The organism is Falsiroseomonas sp. (assembly GCF_051859025.1).
GTDB lineage: Bacteria > Pseudomonadota > Alphaproteobacteria > Acetobacterales > Acetobacteraceae > Falsiroseomonas.
In genome coordinates this window covers 45,052-64,345 of the sequence record NZ_JBHYGL010000015.1, presented here as the reverse complement: position 1 = coordinate 64,345, position 19,294 = coordinate 45,052, and the positions used below count along the sequence as shown (strand labels likewise).

Annotated in this window: 18 protein-coding genes; 10 read left to right on the top strand and 8 right to left on the bottom strand. The window is 70.5% G+C overall.

Features of this window, described 5'->3' with window-relative positions; all coding sequences use genetic code 11:
- The first annotated feature begins 18 nt into the window (after positions 1–18).
- On the top strand, positions 19–1,638 hold the full coding sequence (locus ACTIE5_RS15855) for a peptide chain release factor 3 (protein WP_439550669.1): 1,620 nt from the start codon (positions 19–21) through the stop codon (positions 1,636–1,638).
- A 57-nt stretch (positions 1,639–1,695) separates the two neighbouring features.
- On the opposite strand, the gene ACTIE5_RS15850 is transcribed toward ACTIE5_RS15855, so the two are convergent.
- The 7 genes from ACTIE5_RS15850 to paaN form a co-directional block, all read right to left on the bottom strand.
- Positions 1,696–2,238, bottom strand: a complete 543-nt coding sequence (locus ACTIE5_RS15850) for a putative glycolipid-binding domain-containing protein (RefSeq protein ID WP_439550668.1) — start codon at positions 2,236–2,238, stop codon at positions 1,696–1,698.
- Positions 2,239–2,267: 29 nt separating this feature from the next.
- A complete protein-coding gene (locus tag ACTIE5_RS15845) occupies positions 2,268–2,969 on the bottom strand; it encodes an ABC transporter ATP-binding protein (protein ID WP_439550667.1) in 702 nt (233 codons plus the stop codon).
- The gene (locus ACTIE5_RS15840) at positions 2,962–3,738 is read right to left on the bottom strand and encodes an ABC transporter ATP-binding protein (RefSeq protein ID WP_439550666.1); all 777 of its coding nucleotides are present in this window, start codon (positions 3,736–3,738) and stop codon (positions 2,962–2,964) included. The genes ACTIE5_RS15845 and ACTIE5_RS15840 overlap by 8 nt, the downstream gene beginning before the upstream one ends.
- Before the next feature lie 14 nt (positions 3,739–3,752).
- Complete coding sequence (locus tag ACTIE5_RS15835) at positions 3,753–4,685, bottom strand: branched-chain amino acid ABC transporter permease (RefSeq protein WP_439550665.1); 933 nt, start codon at positions 4,683–4,685, stop codon at positions 3,753–3,755.
- Entirely contained in the window at positions 4,685–5,587 is a 903-nt protein-coding gene (locus ACTIE5_RS15830; protein ID WP_439550664.1) for a branched-chain amino acid ABC transporter permease, read from the bottom strand. The genes ACTIE5_RS15835 and ACTIE5_RS15830 overlap by 1 nt, the downstream gene beginning before the upstream one ends.
- A 96-nt stretch (positions 5,588–5,683) precedes the next feature.
- The gene (locus ACTIE5_RS15825; protein ID WP_439550663.1) at positions 5,684–6,850 is read right to left on the bottom strand and encodes an ABC transporter substrate-binding protein; all 1,167 of its coding nucleotides are present in this window, start codon (positions 6,848–6,850) and stop codon (positions 5,684–5,686) included.
- 30 nt (positions 6,851–6,880) lie between these two features.
- Positions 6,881–8,518, bottom strand: coding sequence for a phenylacetic acid degradation protein PaaN (gene paaN, locus ACTIE5_RS15820; protein ID WP_439550662.1), 1,638 nt, complete (start codon positions 8,516–8,518; stop codon positions 6,881–6,883).
- A gap of 132 nt (positions 8,519–8,650) precedes the next feature.
- Between paaN and ACTIE5_RS15815 the strand changes: the two genes are divergently transcribed.
- From ACTIE5_RS15815 to gyrB, 8 genes are all read left to right on the top strand, one after another.
- Positions 8,651–9,448 carry an enoyl-CoA hydratase-related protein gene (locus ACTIE5_RS15815; protein ID WP_439550661.1) on the top strand — a complete coding sequence of 266 codons (798 nt, stop codon included), beginning with the start codon at positions 8,651–8,653 and terminating at the stop codon, positions 9,446–9,448.
- Positions 9,445–9,888 (top strand): hydroxyphenylacetyl-CoA thioesterase PaaI, encoded by a 444-nt coding sequence (gene paaI, locus ACTIE5_RS15810; RefSeq protein ID WP_439550660.1) that lies wholly within the window; start codon positions 9,445–9,447, stop codon positions 9,886–9,888. Before ACTIE5_RS15815 ends, paaI begins: the two co-directional genes overlap by 4 nt.
- A complete protein-coding gene (gene paaK, locus ACTIE5_RS15805; protein WP_439550659.1) occupies positions 9,875–11,170 on the top strand; it encodes a phenylacetate--CoA ligase PaaK in 1,296 nt (431 codons plus the stop codon). The genes paaI and paaK overlap by 14 nt, the downstream gene beginning before the upstream one ends.
- Before the next feature lies 1 nt (position 11,171).
- The gene (locus ACTIE5_RS15800; protein WP_439550658.1) at positions 11,172–11,798 is read left to right on the top strand and encodes a TetR/AcrR family transcriptional regulator; all 627 of its coding nucleotides are present in this window, start codon (positions 11,172–11,174) and stop codon (positions 11,796–11,798) included.
- Between the two features lie 82 nt (positions 11,799–11,880).
- Complete coding sequence (locus ACTIE5_RS15795) at positions 11,881–12,126, top strand: hypothetical protein (RefSeq protein WP_439550657.1); 246 nt, start codon at positions 11,881–11,883, stop codon at positions 12,124–12,126.
- Between the two features lie 153 nt (positions 12,127–12,279).
- Positions 12,280–14,403: a sensor histidine kinase gene (locus ACTIE5_RS15790; protein WP_439550656.1), complete on the top strand. Its 2,124-nt coding sequence runs from the start codon at positions 12,280–12,282 to the stop codon at positions 14,401–14,403.
- Positions 14,404–14,533: 130 nt separating this feature from the next.
- A complete protein-coding gene (gene recF / locus ACTIE5_RS15785) occupies positions 14,534–15,691 on the top strand; it encodes a DNA replication/repair protein RecF (protein ID WP_439550655.1) in 1,158 nt (385 codons plus the stop codon).
- An 89-nt stretch (positions 15,692–15,780) separates the two neighbouring features.
- Positions 15,781–18,270, top strand: a complete 2,490-nt coding sequence (gene gyrB / locus ACTIE5_RS15780; RefSeq protein ID WP_439550654.1) for a DNA topoisomerase (ATP-hydrolyzing) subunit B — start codon at positions 15,781–15,783, stop codon at positions 18,268–18,270.
- Positions 18,271–18,278: 8 nt separating this feature from the next.
- On the opposite strand, the gene ACTIE5_RS15775 is transcribed toward gyrB, so the two are convergent.
- Complete coding sequence (locus ACTIE5_RS15775; RefSeq protein WP_439550653.1) at positions 18,279–18,704, bottom strand: DUF2141 domain-containing protein; 426 nt, start codon at positions 18,702–18,704, stop codon at positions 18,279–18,281.
- 116 nt (positions 18,705–18,820) lie between these two features.
- Between ACTIE5_RS15775 and ACTIE5_RS15770 the strand changes: the two genes are divergently transcribed.
- Positions 18,821–19,282 carry a GNAT family N-acetyltransferase gene (locus ACTIE5_RS15770; RefSeq protein WP_439550652.1) on the top strand — a complete coding sequence of 154 codons (462 nt, stop codon included), beginning with the start codon at positions 18,821–18,823 and terminating at the stop codon, positions 19,280–19,282.
- Positions 19,283–19,294 lie beyond the last annotated feature (12 nt).

Below are 19,294 nucleotides of genomic sequence, written 5' to 3'. Positions count from 1 at the left end.
GGGGCTATAGGCAGCCCCATGAGCGACACCCTGGCCCTCGAAGCGGTCGCGCGCGAAGCCGCGCGCCGCCGCACCTTCGCGATCATCGCCCACCCCGACGCCGGCAAGACCACGCTGACGGAGAAGCTGCTGCTGAAGGGCGGCGCCATCCAGCTGGCCGGCGCCGTGCGCGCCAAGGGCAATGCCCGCCGCACGCGGTCGGACTGGATGAAGATCGAGCAGGACCGCGGCATCTCCGTCGCGACCTCCGTCATGACCTTCGAACGCGGCGGCGTGATCTTCAACCTGCTCGACACGCCGGGCCACGAGGACTTCTCCGAGGACACCTACCGGACCCTGACCGCGGTGGACGCCGCCGTGATGGTGCTGGACGCCGCCAAGGGCATCGAGAGCCAGACGCGGAAGCTGTTCGAGGTCTGCCGCCTGCGCGACATCCCCATCGTCACCTTCGTCAACAAGATGGACCGGGAGGCGCGCGATCCCTTCGAGCTGATCGACGAGATCGAGCAGACCCTGGCGCTCGACGCCGCCCCCGTCGCCTGGCCGATCGGCCGCGCCAGCACCTTCTGGGGCACCTACGACATCCTGGCCAAGCGCCTGATGCCGGTGGATGCGACGGAGGAGGAAGGCATCGCCGTCTCCGGCGCCGATGACCCGCGCATCGCCGAACTGGTGGGCGAGGAACGCGCCACCCAGCTTTCCGAGGACATCCTGCTGGCCGAGGCGGGCCTCAAATCCTTCGATCTGGCGGCCTTCCGGGAAGGTACGCTGACCCCCGTCTATTTCGGCTCCGCGCTGCGGGATTTCGGCGTCGGCCACCTGCTGGACGGCATGTCCCGCTACGCGCCGCCGCCCGGCGCCCGCGCCGCTGACCTCCGCCCCGTGGAGCCCGAGGAAGGCAAGCTGACCGGCTTCGTCTTCAAGGTGCAGGCCAACATGGACCCCAACCACCGGGACCGCGTGGCCTTCGTGCGTTTGTGCAGCGGGCGCCTGACGAAGGGGATGCGGCTGCGCCAGGTGCGCACTGGCAAGCAGGTGCCGGTCAACGCGCCGCTGTTCTTCTTCGCGAAGGAACGGCAGGTGGCCGAGGAAGCCTGGCCCGGCGACGTGGTCGGCATCGCCAACCACGGCACGCTGCGCATCGGCGACACGCTGACGGAAGGGGAGGACATCAACTTCCGTGGTGTCCCCAGCTTCGCGCCCGAAATCCTGCGCCATGTGCGGCTGGAAGACCCGATGCTGGCCAAGAAGCTGCGCACCGCGCTGGACCAGCTGGCGGAGGAAGGGGTGGTGCAGATCTTCCGGCCGCTCGATGGCTCCGCCCCCGTGGTCGGCGTGGTGGGGGAGCTGCAGCTGGACGTGCTGCAAAGCCGGCTGAAGGTGGAATACAGCGTGCCCGCGGGCTTCGACGCGACGCGCTGGTCCACCATGCGGTGGATCTCCTCCCCCACCGGGGACCGCGCGGCGATCGAGCGCTGGGCCACGCGCAACCGAAGCGACACGGCGGAAGACCATGATGGCGAATACGTCGCCCTCTTCGGCTCCGACTGGCGGCGGAAGCGGGCGGAGGAAGAATACCCCGAGCTTCGCTTCGACGCGGTGCGGGAACAGTCGGGGCTGGTGGCGATGGTGCGCTGAGGCACCCCGATTGCCCTCTCCCCCAACGGGGGAAGAGGGTTGGGTGAGGGGGGGTCTTCAGACCCGCTCGAACAGGCCCGGATAGCTGATCACCACGCCATCCTCATCGACCGTGATGTCACGGGTGAAGTCGCTGTCGCGGGATTCGTAGCGCCAGCTGCGCTCCTCCAGCCGCGTGTAGCGCTGCGCGTCGCGCTTCACGGTCATGCTGGGCAGGTCCACATGGGCCGTGTCGATATCGACGGACTTGCCCACCGCGGTGCGCAGCCGGCGAAGCGGCAGGGTGTTGGTGAAGGGCGTCGCGCTGATGTCCACATCCTGCACGCCTTCCAGCGCGGGCAGGTCATGGCCCTCGGCATCCGTCCAGCCACCCTTGCCATCGGCCAGCAGCACCAGGACTTCCGGCTTGCCCAGAAGCGCCACGGACAGACGCCGGGTGCGCCAGCGGCTGTCCAGCAGCAGGCGGAAGCGCGCGGCGAAGGGGGCTTCGCCACCCGCCACGATCATCCCTTCGGCGCTGATCTGCCCGGGGCTGCGATCCAGCACGAGGTGCTGCACGCCCTCGCCAGCGGCCTCCCGCCAGCGGTAGTGCTTCGCCATGATTGTCATCCTGTGCCGGGGGAGTTCGGTCAAACGCCGAGATAGGCTTCCCTTACGGCGGGATCATGCAGCAGCGCCACCCCTGTTCCGGCATGGGCGATGCGCCCGGTCTCGATGACATAGCCCCGATCGGCGATGGACAGCGCCGCGGAGGCATTCTGTTCCACCAGCAGCACGGTCACACCCTGCGCCTTCAGCGCCACCACGGCGGCCAGGATCTGGTCCACCAGCAGCGGCGCCAGGCCCATGGAGGGCTCATCCAGCAGCAGCAGGCGGGGCTGCGACATCAGCGCTCGGCCGATCGCCAGCATCTGCTGCTGCCCGCCGGACAGCCCCGCCGCTTGCAGGTGCCGCTTCTGCTTCAGGATGTCGAACATGCCATAGACGCGGTCGAGCCCCACCGCGGTGTCTGCCCGCCCGCGGCGGAAGGCGCCGAGGCGGAGGTTGTCCTCCACGCTCAGCGGCCCGAAGACCTGCCGCCCTTCCGGCGATTGCGCGATGCCGGCGGCCACGCGCGCATGGGCGGACCAGGCGGTGATGTCATCGCCATGGAACTTTATCAGTCCCGATCGCACGGGCTGCACGCCGGACAGGCAGCGCAGCAGCGTGGTCTTGCCCGCGCCATTGCCGCCGACGATGGCGGTGATCTCGCCCGTCTCGACGCGGAGCGTGATGCCCTTCAGCGCCAGGATGCGGCCATAGGCGGAATGGAGCTCTGCGACATCAAGCAAGGGCGGCCTCCCTCGCGCCATGCAGGCCGAGATAGGCGGCGATGACATCGGGGTTGGTGCGAACCTCCTCCGGCGTCCCGGCGGCCAGCGGCCTTCCCTGGTTCAGCACCACCACCTGGCGGCTGATGCGCATGACCAGCTTCATGTCGTGCTCGATCAGCACCACGGCGACGCCGCGGGCGGCGACGGCGGCAATGAGGTGGTCGATCTCCTCCGTCTCCACCGGGTTGCAGCCGGCGGCGGGTTCATCCAGCAGCAGCACGCGCGGATCGGTGGCGAGTGCGCGCGCGATCTCCAGCCGCTTGAGCGCGCCATAGGGCAGCGACCCCGCGGGCTGGTCGGCACGGTCCGCGAGGCCCACTTCCGCCAGCAGCGCCAGGGCGGCGTCGCGCGACTGCCGGTTGGCACGGCGGGCGGCGGGCAGGCGGAGCAGGTCGGCCAGCAGGGACGAACGCTCCCGCAGATGGCGGCCTGCCATGACGTTCTCCAGCGCCGTCATGCGGAAGAACACCTGGAGGTTCTGGAAGGTGCGGGACAGGCCGAGGGCGGCCAGGCGGTGCGGCGGCGCCTGCGTCACATCCTGCCCCGCCAGCACGACGCGCCCGGCATCGGCGCGATAGAGGCCGGAGACGATATTGAACAGCGTGGTCTTGCCCGCGCCGTTGGGGCCGATGATGGCCAGGATTTCGCCGGCACGGGCTTCGAAGCCGACGCCGTCCAAAGCGCGCAGGCCCCCGAAGCCGATGCCGATGTTTTCGGCGGTGAGCATGACCTCGCCGCGCATCATGTCGCGCGCCGCCGCAGGATCGAGGAAATGCCAGGCACGATGCCGACCCTGAGAAAAATCATGAACAGCATGATGAGCAGGCCGAGCACGGCGTGTTCATACTCATGGAACATGGTCAGCGCCTGCGGCAGCAGCACGAGCAGCGCCGCGCCCACGACGGCGCCGGGGACGGAGGCGAGGCCGCCGATCACCACCATCGTCACGTATTCGACGGATTGCAGAAAACCCGCGGCATCGGGGGTGACGAAGCCGTTCATCATCGCCATCAGCCCGCCCGCCACCGCGCCATAGACGGCCGCGATGACGAAGGCGCGCAGCTTGTGGCGGGCGACGTCGATGCCGATGGTCCGCGCGGCCACTTCGCTGTCATGCAGCGCGGCCAGCGCGCGGCCGGCGGGGCTGTCCTGGATGTTCAGCGCCAGCCAGACGCCGATGAGCAGCGCGGCCCCGTTGATCCAGTACCAGGCCTCGCCACCGCGGGGGCGCCAGCCGAAAATCTCCGGGCGGGGGATGCGGATGCCATCGGGGCCGCCGGTGATGGCGATCTCGCTGACCAGGACCAGGGCGACGAGGATGCCGAAGCCGAGCGTCGCGACCGCGAGGTAATGGCCCTTCAGCCGCAGGATCGGCCTGCCGACGACGAAGGCGATCACCCCCGCCAGCACGGCGCCCAGCGGCAGGCAGGCCAGCACGGGCAGGCCCAGGTATTTCGGCCCCAGCGCCATGGCATAGGCCCCGATGCCGACGAAGCCGGCATGGCCGAGGCTGACCTGCCCCGCCTGGCCCATCAGCACCTGCAACCCCACCGCGCCCAGCGCCGTGACCCAGACCAGGGCGGCCACGCGGAAGTAGTAGCCGGAGGGGAAGAACCAGGGGATCACCGCGATGACCGCGGCCAGGATCAGCAGCGTCGCCCACCGGCTGTTCATCACACGCGCTCCACGCTGCGATGCCCGAACAGGCCCTGCGGCATGGCGAACAGCACCGCGAGGATCACCAGGAAGGCGATGGCGTCCTTGTAGGCGGAGGAGACGTAGCCCGCGCCGAAGGCCTCCAGCAGCCCCAGCACCAGGCCGCCGACGACGGCGCCGAGCGGGCTGCCCATGCCGCCCAGCATGGCGGCGGCAAAACCCTTCAGCGCCAGCAGCGTGCCGACATCGAAGGAGGTGAGCGTGATGGGGGTGATGAGGATGCCCGCCAGGGCGCCGATCGCCGCCGACAGCCCGAAGGAGAGCGCCAGGACGAAGCTGGTATCGACACCGACCAGCCGCGCCGCCAGCCGGTTCGCCGCCGTCGCCAGCACCGCCTTGCCCAACAGCGTGCGTTCCAGGAACAGGAACAGCCCGCAGAAGACGAGCAGCGCACCGCCCAGGACCCAGAAGCTCTGCGGCAGGATGGCGGCGCCCAGCACCATGATGGGGTCATTGCCGGAGAAGCCGGGCAACTGATGGAAACGCTTGTCGAAGACGATCTGCGCGACGCCGCGAAGGAAGATGCTGGCGCCTATCGTGATGATGATGAGGGTGACGGCGGAGGCACCGCGCGCGGGCTCGATCGCCAGGCGGTGCAGCGCGAGGCCGACCAGCACCGCGACCGCGATGGCGAGCAGGGCTGCGAGCGGCAGGGGGATGCCGGCGGCGGTGGCGAAGACCGTCACCATGCCGCCCAGCATCACGAATTCGCCCTGCGCGAAGTTCACGACATCGGAGGCGTTGTGGATCAGCGTGAAGCCCAGCGCCACCAGCGCATAGACCGCGCCGATGGTGAGGCCGGAGACGAGGAATTGCAGCAGTTCTGGCATCTCGTCTCCCTCGGTCGTTGAAGGCGGCATGCGGCACTATCCGCATGCCGAGGCCGCGAATGCGGCCCGCCGCCTATGCGGCGAAGCCAAGGCCCCGGAGGGGCCGCCCGGCGTCTGAGGGCATGATCAGTTCCCGAGAAGCGCCCAGTCGCCGTTCCTGATCTCCACCATGCGGAAGGCGGAGAGGTCGAGGCCCATATGGTCCGTCGCGCTCATGTTCACGATGCCGCCGGTGCCGACGAAGCCGCGCGTGGCGCGGATGGCGTCGCGCAGCCTGGTGCCGTCCGTGGAATTGGCGCGACGCATCGCCTCCACCAGGATCATCAGGCCGTCATAGGCATGGCCGCCGAAGGTGGAGACGGGCTGGTTGAACTCCCGCTCGAAGGCCGCCTTGTAGTCCAGCACCACCTGGCGCTGCGGATCATTGGCGGGAAGCTGTTCGGCGATGAGCAGCGCGGCGGCGGGCAGGCGAACGCCCTCGGCCGCGGCGGGGGTGGCCAGGTTGATGAATTCCCGGCTGGCGACGCCGTGGGACTGATAGAGGGGCAGGCGGATGCCGAGCTGGTGGTAGCCGCGCGTCACGATGGCGGGGCCCTGGCCGAAGCCGGGGTTCACCACGGCCTCGATCCCCGCCGCGTTGCGGAGCCGCGTCAGCTGCGGCGTCATGTCGCTGTCGCGGGGGCCGTAGCTTTCCTCCGCCACGATGGTGATCCCAGCGGCACCGGCGACGCGCACGCATTGCCCGCGCATGGACTGCCCGAAGCCGTCCGTGCCGGAAATCATGCCGACGCGCGTCAGGCCGCGCGCGCGGATATCGGCAAAGATCTTCTCGCAGGCCATGCGGTCGGTGTGGGGGGTCTTGAAGGTGAAGGGCTGGACGGGATCGATGATCTCGATGCCGCCGGCGAGGGAGATGAAGGGGATGCGCGCATCCTCGAAGACCGGGCGCATGGCGAGCGTCGTGCCGGTGGTGGTGCCGCCGACCATGGCGATGACGCGGTCATCCTCCACCAGGCGGGTCGCGAAGGTGCGGGCGCGGTTGGCGTCGCCGGCATCGTCATAGATGATCAACTGCAAGGGTCGGCCATTGACGCCGCCGGCCTGGTTGATGCGGTTGACGTAGAGGCGGAGCGTCTTGTCCTCCGGATCGCCCAGGAAGCTGGCGGGGCCGGTGACGGACAACACCGCGCCGATGCGGATCGGCTCCGGCGCGCGTTGCGCCAGGACCGGCGTGGCGAGCATGAGGGCGCCGGCGGCGATCACCCCCCGGCGCAGGAACATTCCCAGTGACATGCGTGCACTCCCTTGGACGTTGTTGTTCGTTCAGGCGGCAGAAGGGCGTCGCACCATCGCGATGTGGAAGCGGTTGGCGACGAAGGCGGCGTCGGTGAGGCAGGAGGTGCCGGCAGGGTTGGCGCCGGAGACGTGGTAGTCGCTGAAGGCGGCGGATTGGTTGACGAAGACGCCGCCGGTCAGGTTTTCCGACAGCGCCACGCCGGCACGCGCGAAGGCGGCCTCTGCGCGGGCGAGGAAGGCGTCGTCCGTGCTGTGGACAAGGGCGGTGATGGCGCCGCGCGCCCTGGTGGAATCGGCGGCCAGGCGGAGGGCGGATTCAGGATCGGGGCAGCGGATCAGGAAGGCGATGGGGCCGAAGCGTTCCTCGCCCCAGGCTTCCTCGGCATCGGCCAGGACCTCCACCACCAGCGGCGTGGCGGTGCGGGCCTCGCCTGGCAGGGGCGCGCTGTCCCGCAGCACGCGGCCGAGGCGGCGCGCGGCGGCGATGCGCGTCAGCGTCGCGGGATTCTGGATGGCGCCGAGCACGCCGGCGGCGCGGGCGGGGTCTGCAAGCAGATCGTCCAGCGCGGCGACGATGGCGGTGGCGACCTCGTCGAAGCTCTTGCGGCCCTGGTCGGTGTCCATGCCGGTGGCACTGACAAAAATGTTCTGGGGGGCGGTGCACATCTGGCCGCTGTAGAGGGCGAGGGAGAAGGCGAGGTTGCGGCAGAGGCCGGCGAAATCCGCGGTGGAGTGCAGCACCACGGGGTTGATGCCCGCTTCCTCCGTGTGCAGCGCCTTGCGCCCGGCGATGAGGCTGCGGAGCCGCGCGCCGAAGGCGGGGCCGCCGGTGAAATCGACGATGCCGATGGCGGGGTGGGTCGCCAGCTGCTCCGCGATCGGCGCCTCGTGCGTATCGGGGGCGAGTTGCACCACATCCGGCGCGAAGCCGGCCTCGGCCAGCACGGCGCGGGCGGTGCGGACCGTCAGGGCGAGGGGCAGGATGGCGGCGGGGTGCGGCTTGACGATGGCGGCATTGCCGGTGGCGAGGCTGGCAAAGAGGCCGGGATAGCCGTTCCAGGTCGGGAAGGTGGCGCAGCCGATGACCAGGCCGATGCCGCGCGGCACGGCGCGAAAACGCTTGTCCATCCGCAGCACGTCGCGCCCCGCCGGCTTGTGCCAGGACGCGGCGGTGGGAACGCGGGAAAGCTCCTCCATGGCATAGGCCACGGCTTCCAGGCCGCGGTCCTGGGCGTGGGGGCCGCCAGCCTGGAAGGCCATGACGAAGGCCTGGCCGGTGGTGTGCATCACCGCATTGGCCATCAGGAAGCTGTCGCGATTCAGCCGGTGCAGGATTTCCAGCAGCACGCCGGCGCGGGTGGCGGGATCGGCGTTTGCCCAGGCGGGCGCAGCGGCCTCGGCACGGGCGACCAGGGTGGTGGGGGGGAGCGCGGGATAGGTGATGCCGAGCGTGAGGCCGAAGGGGGATCGTTCATCGCCGACCAGCGCATCCCCGCGCTCGAAGGGCTTGCCGAGCAGGGCGGCGAAGGCGGCTTCGGCGTCGGATTTGGCGGTCTCGCCATAGATCTTGCCCGAGGGCGCTTCCGGATAGGCCGAGAAATGTGCGCGCGAGCGTGCCGCGGCGACCGCCTGGTCCAGCAGGTCCTGGTGCCGGAACTCGGCCATGGAGCCTCCCTGTTTGACTTGGTATTTCGGGCGAGAATAAGCTGACCGCGCGTTCAGTCAATAGAAAGGGTGCGGTAGGTAAATAAACCTATTGCTGCCTCTGCGTCAAGCAGAATCGAGGGAGGGCTTCGCATGACGGAAACGGCGCCGGTGCTGCTGGTGGAGCAGCGGGACGGGTATCGCGTGCTCACGCTTAATCGCCCGCAGCGGCTGAACGCCTTCGATGCGGGGCTGCATGCGGCGCTGCGCCAGGCGCTGGCGGAGGCGGGCGAGGACCCCGCCTGCCGCGCGGTGCTGCTGGCCGGCGCGGGGCGGGGCTTCTGCGCGGGGCAGGATCTGGCGGAGCCGGGGCTGACGGAGCGGGATGTCGATCTGGGCGCGGTGCTGGATCGCGGGTGGAACGCGCTGGTGGCGGCGCTGCGCGGGCTGCCGAAGCCGGTGGTCTGCGCGGTGCAGGGCGTCGCCGCGGGGGCGGGGGCTTCCGTCGCGCTGGCCTGCGACATCACGCTGGCGGCGGAGGATGCGAAATTCTCCCAGGCCTTCATTCGTATCGGCCTGATTCCGGATAGCGGTGCGACCTGGATGCTGCCGCGCCTCATCGGCCCCGCGCGGGCGCGGGCCTTGGCGATGCTGGGCGACACGATCAGCGGCGCGGAAGCCGCTTCCATGGGCCTGGTCTATCGCGCGGTGCCGGCGGCATCGCTGATGGCGGAAGCGGAAGCCCTTTGTGCCAGGCTGGCGCGCCTGCCGGCGGAGGCGCTGGCGGCGACGAAGCGCGTGCTGGATGCGGCGGAGGGCAACAGCCTGGCACAGCAGCTGGCGCTGGAGGCCGAGGTGCAGCGGGACCTCGGCCGCAGTACGGATTACGCGGAAGGTGTCGCGGCCTTCCAACAGAAGCGCCCCGCGCGCTTCACGGGCGCGCCGGAATGACGCCGCAGGCCATCGCGGAAGCCTGCGCCCGCGCGATGTGGGCGGAGGACCAGGCCTCGGCCGGGCTCGGCATGGCGATCGCGCGCGTGGCGCCGGGGGAGGCCGTGCTGACCATGCGGATCGAGCCTCGCATGGTGAACGGGCATGGCATCGCGCATGGCGGCTTCATCTTCACGCTGGCCGACAGCGCCTTCGCCTTCGCCTGCAACAGCTTCAACCGCCGCGCCGTCGCGCAGTCCAACACCATCACCTATCTCCGCCCCGCGAAGCTGGATGATGTGCTGACGGCGCATGCCGTGCAGACCCAGACCGCGGGGCGCAGCGGGATTTCCGACGTCACGGTGACGGACCAGCAGGGGCGCGCCATCGCCGTCTTCCGCGGCCTCTCCCGGATCATCGACGGCCAGCTTGTGGAGGAAACGACCGATGGCAACGGATGACCTGCTGGATGAGGGCGAGCGTCTGTCGATCGGCGAGTTGCGCGCGCTGCAGCTGGATCGGCTGCGCGCGACGCTCCGGCTCGTCTACGACAAGGTGCCGCATTACCGCCGGGCCTTCGACGCGGCGGGCGTGACGCCGGACGACCTCCATGCCCTGGAGGATCTGCGGCGCTTCCCCTTCACGACGAAGGCGGATCTCCGGGAGAACTACCCCTTCGGCCTGTTCGCCGTGCCGCGCGACAAACTCGCACGCATCCACGCCTCCTCCGGCACCACGGGCAAGCCGACCGTCGTCGGCTACACCGCCGACGATATCGCCATGTGGGCGCAGGTGATGGCGCGGTCCATCCGCGCCAGCGGCGGGCGGCCGGGCATGATGGTGCATATCGCCTATGGCTACGGCTTGTTCACCGGCGGGCTCGGCGCGCATTACGGGGCGGAGGCGCTGGGCTGCGCCGTCGTGCCCATGTCCGGCGGCATGACGGAACGCCAGGTGCAACTCATCGAGGATTTTGCGCCCGACATCATCATGGTCACGCCCTCCTACATGCTGGCGCTGCTGGATGAGTTCCGGCGGCAGGGGAAGGACCCCCGCGGCACGTCGCTCAAGATCGGCATCTTCGGCGCGGAGCCCTGGACGGAGGCGATGCGCGCGCAGATCGAGGATGCCTTCGGCATCCAGGCCGTGGACATCTACGGGCTGTCGGAAGTGATCGGCCCCGGCGTTGCCAATGAATGCGTGGAGACGAAGGACGGCCCGCATATCTGGGAGGATCACTTTTTCCCGGAGGTCGTGGACCCGAACACCGGCGACCCGGTGCCGGATGGGGAGCCGGGGGAGCTCGTCTTCACCAGCCTGACCAAGCAGGCCATGCCCATCATCCGCTACCGCACGCGCGACCTGACCCGCCTGATGCCCGGCACGGCGCGGCCCGCCTTCCGGCGGATGCAGAAGATCACCGGCCGCAGCGACGACATGATCATCCTGCGCGGGGTGAACCTGTTCCCGTCCCAGGTGGAGGAACAGATCCTCCGCGTGCCCGACCTGGCGCCGCATTACCAGCTTATCCTGACGCGCGAGGGGCCGCTGGATGCCATGACCATCGCGGTGGAGGCCGAACCCGGCACGACGCCCGATGAACGCGACCGCGCGGCGAAGACGCTGGCGCACTACGTCAAGGCCATCATCGGCGTCACCGCCGCCATCGATGTCCGTGATGCCGGCGCGATCGAGCGCAGCCTGGGCAAGGCGAAGCGCGTGCTCGACCGGAGGCCGCGCTGAGATGGCACGACCGAGGGCCGCGGATCATGAGGAGAAGCGCCAGGCGATCCTGAAGCAGGCGGCGGAGCTTTTCGCCGCGCATGGCTATGACCGTGCCTCGCTGGCGATGCTGGCCAAGGCGGGCAACGTCTCCAAGACCCTGGTCTACCACTACTGGCCGGACAAGGCGGCGCTGCTGTTCGACGTGCTGGCGCAGCACCTGCAGCAACTCGTGGAGATCGCGCGCGGCGCGGCCGCCACCACGGGCACGCCGCGCGCGCGGCTGGAGACGCTGGCCTTCCTGCTGCTCGATGCCTATCGCGACGCGGATGCGGTGCATCGCGTGCAGATCACCTGCCTGACCCTGCTGGCCCCCCCGCAGCAGGAGGCGCTGCGGTCCCTGGAACGCGCCCTGGTGGCGGAGGCCGCGGCGATGGTGGCGGACCTGCATCCGGGCCTGGCGGAGGACCGGCGGCTGCTGAAGCCGCTGACCATGAGCTTCTTCGCCATGCTGAACTGGCACCACCTCTGGCACCGGGAACAGGGGCCGCTGAGCCGGGAGGATTATGCGCGGATGGTGGCGGCGCTGATCGCGGAAGGCGGCGGGCCGGCGGCGCGGGCCCTGGGCCCTCCATCGGGTTTAGCTTGATTTTAGGAATACTATCCTTTATGCCGGTTTAGCACCTTTAGCCGCATTCCGCGGCGGGTTTGCTGGATCGGAGGCTCGGGTCATGAGGGTCCTTCTGAAGATATCGCCGCAGAACCAGATCACGCTGCGGCGGGATCTGCGGGCGATGTTAGGACCATGTTCTCATGTCGAGGTCGAGCCCGTCAAGGACGGTCTCATGCTGCGCGGGGCGGTCGCGATGTCGATCGAGCAGGCGCAGGCGGTCTATGGCCAGCACGGCTTCACGCAGGAAGTGCTGAGGGAGGCGCTGATGATCGTGAAGCGCCGCCGGGACACGCCTGGGGGGTGACGGCCCCGTCATCCCCGCTGCGATATGGACTTTAACCTGATGCCGTTCCCTGTCACCGTCACGTGACGGGGCGCCGCCATGGCCGTGATTGCGCGCCCCGCGCGGACAGGTGAGGCTTCGCGGCCCATTTCAGGTGGCAGGAAAGGGTGGCGGTTGGAAGGCGCCGGGGCCGGGATGGCGGTGGCGGCCGGGCCGGATCGGCAGGCGCTTCGGCCGGCCGGCCGGCGGCGCGGCGGCGCGGCATCATCATGGGCGCTGCCCGCCGCGGCGGTGCTGCTGCCGCTGGCGCTGCTGCTGGGCGGCGGGACGATCGCCTGGTGGAACACGCTGGCGGAGGCCGAGGCGGCGCTGCGGCAGACCGCCGATACCGGCGCCGAATTCGGCACCCGCGTGCTGGCGGGCTATGTCGTCAGCGCCGGGCGGGTGAATGACCTGACCCGCGGCCTGTCGGATGCCGAGATCACGGCGCGGGAGGAAGCGCTGCACCGGCAATTGGCGGCGCTGATCCCGGACGTGCCGGAAGCGGAAGCGGAAGCGGCCTATGTGATCGACCGCACGGGGACGGCACTGCTGGCGGCGAACCTGTTCCCGGTGCCGCGGGACCGGCCGACGGCGGCGGACCGCGACTTCTTCCTGGCGCTGCGCGCGGATACCCCGCCGCGATTCCATATCAGCCAGGTCTATGTCTCCCGCTTCGATGGCGTGCCCTTCTTCGCGGTCAGTCGCCGCCGCGGCTTCACGGCGAATGGCCTGGCGCCGGATGCCTTCGACGGGGCGGTCAACCTCTCCGTCTATCCGCACCGGCTGCAGCCGGCGATGCGGCGGCTGCTGCGGCAGGACGACGATGCCCTCGCCCTGATCCGGGATGACGGCCAGGCGCTGGCCAGCACCGCCATCGCCAGCCCGCAAGGCATCCCGGCACCCTCCGCCCTGGTCGCGGAGGCCGCGCCCACCGGCCGGGCGATGCGTCATGAGGGCGGGATGATCCTGGCGGCGCAGAAGCTGGACGGCTTCCCGGTGCTGGCGGTGGCCAGCCGGCCGCTGGCCGCGGTGGCGGCGGAATGGCGCACCACCATGGCCAACCACATGCTGTTCGGCGTGCCCGCCACCCTCGCCCTGCTGCTGCTGAGCCTGCGGGAACGGCAGCAGCAGACCCGGCTGGAGGCCACGAACCAGGCGCTGGGGGCGGCGAACCGGGCGCTGGAGGAGGCGAATGCCGCACTGGCCGGCGCGCTGCGGGCCAGCGAGGGCAATCTGAAGCGGGCGCAGGATGCGGCGGGCATCCGCGCCTTCGACATGGCGGCGGATGGCACGGTAGCCGATGCCGGCGGGCTGCGGGGGCTGTTCGGCCTGGCGCCCGATGCGGTGCTGGATGAGGCCGCGCTGGTGGCCAGCCTGCACCCGGATGACCGGGCGGCCGCGCAGGCCGAATTGCGGCGCCTGGCGCGGGATGGCGGGCGGCTGGCGGCGGAATACCGGGTGCTGCTGCCGGATGGCGGGCAGCGCTGGGTGATGCTGCGGGGGGAGGCGTCCGCCGGCTATGGCCCCGCATCCCCCTTCGGCCTCGCCTTGCCGGGCCGGCTGTCCGGCGTGGCGATGGATGTCACGCAGCGGCGCCAGGCGGAGGAACGCACGGCGCTGCTGGCCTTCGAGGTGACGCACCGCGCCAAGAACACGCTGGCCGTGGTGCAGGCGGCGCTGCGGCTGACCAAGGCGCCGGACTACGCCAGCTATGTCCGCGCCGTGGAAGGGCGCGTCGCCGCGCTGGCGCGGGCGCAGAGCATGCTGGCGGAAAGCCAGTGGCGGGAAGGCGACCTGCGTGCGCTGCTGGAGGCGGAGTTGCGCGCCTTCCAGGCCGCGGCAACCGAGGGCACGGGGGAGCCGGTGGTTGCCCTGTCCGGCCCGCCGGTATCCCTGCCGGTCCGCGCCGTGCAGGCGCTGGCCATGGCGGTGCATGAGTTGGCGACCAATGCGGTGAAGTATGGCGCGCTTTCCAGCCCGGCGGGGCGATTGCAGATCACCTGGTGCCTGGACTCGGCCTGGCTGTACCTGGCCTGGCGGGAGAGCGGCGGGCCGGCGGTGCCGGTGGAGCCCGCGCGCAAGGGCTTCGGGTCCCGCGTGATCGAACAGACCATCCGCTTCCAGCTGGGGGGCAGGATGGAGAAGCGCTGGGCGCCATCCGGGCTGGAATGCGACATCGCGATCCCGCTGGCGGCGACGGCCAACGGGGTGGAGGGCGGGGTGGGGGGCGCGCCGCCGTCGGGGGACGTATCTTGACGTTCCGGCTTCGTTCGCCCTAATCCCGGCGGTCGCGCCCCTTCACCGGAACAGGTCCCTGGCCGCCCTTCCTGACCCGTCAGCCGGCCCCCTGCCAGAAGGCGCCCCGGCGGGTCTTCCCCTGCATGAGATGCCCGTGCCCGAGGCGCCGCCGCTTCGCCTGCTGCGGCTGCGGCTGACCGATTTCCGGTCCTATCCGGCCTTCGAGGCCCGCTTCGCCGGCCGGATCGTCGCCATCGCCGGGCCGAATGGCGTGGGCAAGACCAACCTGCTGGAGGCGATCAGCCTGCTCGGTCCTGGGCGCGGGCTGCGGGGCGCGCGGGCCGGGGAGATCGGCCGGCGGCCGCCGGGCGGCGGGGCGGCGCGGCCCTGGGTGGCCTGGGGCGCCTTCGACGGGCCGGACGGCCCGGCCGAGATCGGCACCGGCACCACGGCCGAGGCCGGCGATGCGGCGCGGCGCAAATACACGCTGGATGGGGAGCCCGCGAAGAGCCAGGCGGAACTCGCCCGGCGGGCCGGGGCCGTCTGGCTGACGCCGCAGATGGACCGGCTGTTCCAGGACGGGGCCAGCGGGCGGCGGCGCTTCCTGGACCGCCTCGTCTGGGCGCTGGAGCCCGGCCATGCGCGGGAAGTGGCCGCCCATGACACGGCGATGAGCGGGCGGAACCGGCTGCTGGCGGAAGGGCGGCGGGATGCCGCCTGGCTGGCGGCGCTGGAGGATGCGATGGCCCGCCACGCGGTGGCGGCGGTGGCGGCGCGCCGGGCGCTGGCCATCCGGCTGAACGCGCTGTTGGCGGCCGGCACCGCCACGGGCGCCTTCCCGGCCGCGCGGATCGACCTGGCCTGCCCGATCGCCGCGGCGCTGGCGGAAGCGCCGGCCCTGGCGGTGGAGGAGAGGCTGCGGGCCGACCTGGCCGCCGGGCGGGGGCGGGATGCCGCGGCGGGGGGCGCGCAGATGGGCGCGCACCGGACGGACATGACCCTTGTGCACCTGCCCAAGGGCCAGCCGGCGGAGCTGTGCTCGACCGGGGAACAGAAGGCGCTGCTGGTCTCGACCGTGCTGGCCCATGCCGCGCTGATCGGCGCCGCGCGGGGCTTCGCGCCCCTGCTGCTGCTGGACGAGGTCGCGGCCCATCTGGACCAGGGGCGGCGGGAAGCGCTTTATGCGGCCCTGGCCGGCCTGCCGGCCCAGGTCTTCCTGACCGGCACGGAGCCGGATATTTTCGCTCCGCTCCAGGGCATCGCCGAGACGTTCCGGGCGACGCCCGAGGGCCTGGCCGCCGTCTGATTGCGAATTCGAATCACCCCGTGCCGAATCCTGCCGGAAAGCCTATACTGGCCGGGATTCCAAGCCGATTTCCAGGAGCCTCCGCCGGCATGTCCGACGCCGATGCGCGCGCCAACGACCCGAACAGCCCGAAGCCGGGGGACCCGAACCCGGGCGACCAAGGGGTCAATCCGGGGGCGGATGCCTATGACAGCGCCTCCATCACCGTGCTGCGGGGGCTGGAAGCCGTCCGCAAGCGGCCGGGCATGTATATCGGCGATACCGATGACGGCTCCGGCCTGCACCACATGGCCTTCGAGATCATCGACAATGCGGTGGACGAGGCCCAGGCGGGCTTCGCGACCACCTGCCATGTCGTGCTGAACGGCGATGGCAGCGTTACCGTCACGGATGACGGCCGCGGCATTCCGGTGGACATCCACCATGAGGAAGGCGTCTCCGCCGCCGAGGTGGTGCTGACCAGGCTGCATGCCGGCGGCAAGTTCAACCAGAACAGCTACAAGGTCTCCGGCGGCCTGCACGGCGTGGGCGCGGCGGTGGTGAACGCCCTGTCGGAGTGGATGGAAGTCCGCATCTGGCGCGACGGGCGGGAACACTTCATCCGCTTCGAGCATGGCGACACGGTGGTGCCGCTGAAGATCATCGGCCCGTCCGACCACCAGCATGGCACGGAGGTGACGTTCAAGCCGTCCTCGGGCACCTTCACCAAGGTCGAATTCGAATTCGCCATCCTGGAACGGCGCCTGCGGGAACTGGCCTTCCTGAATTCGGGCCTCAAGATCAGCCTGAAGGACGACCGGCACGTGCCGGCGCAGGAAGTGGCCTTCGAGTTCAAGGGCGGCCTCGTCGCCTTCGTCGAATGGCTGGATCGCAGCAAGGAGCCGATCTTCAAGCCGCCGGTCAGCCTGGTCAGCAAGGCGACGGAGGGCATCCGCGTCGAGCTCGCGATGTGGTGGAACACGTCGCCGCACGAAATGGCGCTTTGCTATACGAACAACATCCCGCAGCGGGATGGCGGCGCACACCAGGCGGGCTTCCGCCAGGCGCTGACGCGCGTGGTGATGAAATACGCCGAGGATTTGGCGAAGAAGGAGAAGGTGGAGCTGATCGGCGACGACATGCGGGAGGGCCTGACCGCGGTCATCTCCGTGAAGGTGCCGGACCCCAAGTTCAGCTCCCAGACCAAGGACAAGCTGGTGTCGTCCGAGGTGCAGCCGGTGGTGCACATGGCCGTCGCCGACGCGCTGTCCCACTGGTTCGAGACGCATCCGAAGGAAGCCAAGCTCGTCATCGAGCAGGTGGTGCTCTCCGCCGCCGCGCGGAAGGCGGCGCAGCTGGCGCGGGACAAGGTGGGGCGGAAGAACGCGCTCGATATCTCGACCCTGCCGGGCAAGCTGGCGGATTGCCAGGAGAAGGACCCGGCGAAGTCGGAAATCTTCATCGTCGAGGGTGACAGCGCGGGTGGCTCCGCCAAGCAGGGGCGCGACCGACGCTTCCAGGCGATCCTGCCGCTGAAGGGCAAGATCCTGAATGTCGAGCGCGCGCGGATGGACAAGATGCTGTCCAGCGCGGAAATCGGCACGCTGATCACGGCGCTCGGCACCGGGATCGGGCCGGGGCCGGAGGACAAGGGCGGCTTCAGCGCCGACAAGCTGCGCTACCACCGCATCGTCATCATGACGGATGCCGACGTGGACGGCAGCCATATCCGCACGCTGCTGCTGACCTTCTTCTTCCGGCAGATGCCGTCGCTGATCGAGCGCGGGCATCTGTATATCGCGCAGCCGCCGCTCTATCGCGCCAAGCGTGGCAATGACGAGCGCTACCTGAAGGATGACCGGGCTCTCGAGGATTTTCTCATCGAGAAGGCGCTGAACGGCGCCAGGGTCCGCTTTGCCGATGGGCGGGAACTGCGCGGCGCGGAACTGGCGGAGGAGGTGGAGCGGCTGCGCCAGGTGGCCGCGCGCATCCGGCGCCTGGCCACGCAGGTGCCGGCCGGCATCATCGAACAGGCGGCGGTGGCGGGGGCGCTGACGCTCGACACCGATCGCGCGCTGGCCGGCGCGGCGCTGCTGGCGCAGCGGCTGGATGCGCTGTCGCCGGAAAGCGAGCGGGGCTGGAAGGCGACGGCGGATGGCGCGGGGCTCGCGCTGTTCCGCGTGGTGCGCGGCGTGACCGAACGCCACCTGCTGGACCCCGCGGCGCTGCGGAGCGCGGAGGCGCGCTGGCTGGATGAGCGGCGGGAGGCCTTCGCCCGCGACTACGCCGCCGGGCCCGCGATGGTGTCCTTCGAGGGGCCGGAGACCACGCAACACGGCCCGCTGCTGGCCTTCGAGCGCATCTTTGCTCAAGGCCGCCGCGGCCTGACCATCCAGCGCTTCAAGGGGCTGGGGGAGATGAACCCCGACCAGCTCTGGAAGACCACGCTCGACCCCACCGTGCGCACGCTGCTGCGGGTGCGGGTGGAGGATGTGGAGGATGCGGAGCAGGTCTTCTCCACCCTGATGGGCGATGTGGTGGAGCCGCGACGCGAGTTCATCGTGGGGAACGCGCTGAAGGTGGCAAACCTCGACGTGTGAGGGCCGCCTCAGCGGCCCAGCCGCACCTCGATGATCCGGGCGGGGCCGTCGGCGACCTGCAGGGCGGCCTCCTCGAAGCGGGGCGCCCGACGGCCGGGGCGGATGTTGTTGGAGACGCCCCAATCCTCCGTCGGGATGCCGAAGAAATTGCTGTCGAGGCGGCCATTGCCGTTCTCGTCATGGGTGACGGCGACGGCATAGGTGCCGGGCGCGATGCCATCGAAGCGGCAGGTGACGCCGGCGGGATTGGCGGGCCGGCTGCGCAGGACGGCGCCGGCGGCATCGCCAGGGAAGCCGCCGCGGTCGGCGCTGTGCAGCGCGCAGCCGATGGTGCCGCCCGCGGAGCGGATGTTGGTGACGTTCACCACGAGGTCAGCCGCCAGGGCCGGGGCATTGGCGAGGAACAGGCAGGCCAGCAGTAGCGGGCGGTGCATCGGGGGAGGGCCTTTGCGGTGATCGTGATGCGCCCGTCGCATGGGGGCGCGGCCAGCGTCAATGTGAAAGGGGCGCCCCGCGCGGCGTTCGGCGTGACGGCAGGGGACAAGGCCGCGTGACATCCCGGTATGGCCTCGAAATCCGGGCCGCGACGGCGGCCGATGCGCCGGGGCTGGCCGAATTGCTGGCGGAGGCCGGGGAGCAGGCTGCGGGCCGCGTCATCGCCACCAGGGTGGAGGCGCTGCGCCAGGGCGCCGGCACGGTGCTGATCGCGCAGGAATGGGGGCCGCCGAGCGGCGTCATCGCGCTGCATTGGTATCCGTCGCTGCTGGAGGATCGGCCGGTGGCGCAGGTGACGCTGCTGCTGGTGGGGCAGGACAGCCGGCGGCGGGGCATCGGGCGGCTGCTGGTGAAAGCCGCCGCGCAGGCCGCGCGCAGCGCCGGCTGCGGGGCGCTGGAGATGGCGCTGGCCGAGGATGGGGAGGCGATGCGCGGCTTCTGCGCCGCGACCGGCTTCGTGGAGGGCGGTGCCCGTTTCACGCGGAGCCTGAGGCGCCAAGGGGAGCGCCCAGGCTAGCTGTTGACGCTG

What these genes read in the sequence shown, in the direction of transcription:
- ACTIE5_RS15855 (WP_439550669.1), top strand. Translation starts at nt 19, where the DNA reads ATGAGCGACACCCTGGCCCTCGAAGCGGTCGCGCGCGAAGCCGCGCGC.
- ACTIE5_RS15850 (WP_439550668.1), bottom strand. Translation starts at nt 2,238, where the DNA reads ATGGCGAAGCACTACCGCTGGCGGGAGGCCGCTGGCGAGGGCGTGCAG.
- ACTIE5_RS15840 (WP_439550666.1), bottom strand. Translation starts at nt 3,738, where the DNA reads ATGCTCACCGCCGAAAACATCGGCATCGGCTTCGGGGGCCTGCGCGCT.
- ACTIE5_RS15835 (WP_439550665.1), bottom strand. Translation starts at nt 4,685, where the DNA reads ATGAACAGCCGGTGGGCGACGCTGCTGATCCTGGCCGCGGTCATCGCG.
- ACTIE5_RS15830 (WP_439550664.1), bottom strand. Translation starts at nt 5,587, where the DNA reads ATGCCGCCTTCAACGACCGAGGGAGACGAGATGCCAGAACTGCTGCAA.
- ACTIE5_RS15825 (WP_439550663.1), bottom strand. Translation starts at nt 6,850, where the DNA reads ATGTCACTGGGAATGTTCCTGCGCCGGGGGGTGATCGCCGCCGGCGCC.
- paaN (WP_439550662.1), bottom strand. Translation starts at nt 8,518, where the DNA reads ATGGCCGAGTTCCGGCACCAGGACCTGCTGGACCAGGCGGTCGCCGCG.
- ACTIE5_RS15815 (WP_439550661.1), top strand. Translation starts at nt 8,651, where the DNA reads ATGACGGAAACGGCGCCGGTGCTGCTGGTGGAGCAGCGGGACGGGTAT.
- paaI (WP_439550660.1), top strand. Translation starts at nt 9,445, where the DNA reads ATGACGCCGCAGGCCATCGCGGAAGCCTGCGCCCGCGCGATGTGGGCG.
- paaK (WP_439550659.1), top strand. Translation starts at nt 9,875, where the DNA reads ATGGCAACGGATGACCTGCTGGATGAGGGCGAGCGTCTGTCGATCGGC.
- ACTIE5_RS15800 (WP_439550658.1), top strand. Translation starts at nt 11,172, where the DNA reads ATGGCACGACCGAGGGCCGCGGATCATGAGGAGAAGCGCCAGGCGATC.
- ACTIE5_RS15795 (WP_439550657.1), top strand. Translation starts at nt 11,881, where the DNA reads ATGAGGGTCCTTCTGAAGATATCGCCGCAGAACCAGATCACGCTGCGG.
- recF (WP_439550655.1), top strand. Translation starts at nt 14,534, where the DNA reads ATGCCCGTGCCCGAGGCGCCGCCGCTTCGCCTGCTGCGGCTGCGGCTG.
- gyrB (WP_439550654.1), top strand. Translation starts at nt 15,781, where the DNA reads ATGTCCGACGCCGATGCGCGCGCCAACGACCCGAACAGCCCGAAGCCG.
- ACTIE5_RS15775 (WP_439550653.1), bottom strand. Translation starts at nt 18,704, where the DNA reads ATGCACCGCCCGCTACTGCTGGCCTGCCTGTTCCTCGCCAATGCCCCG.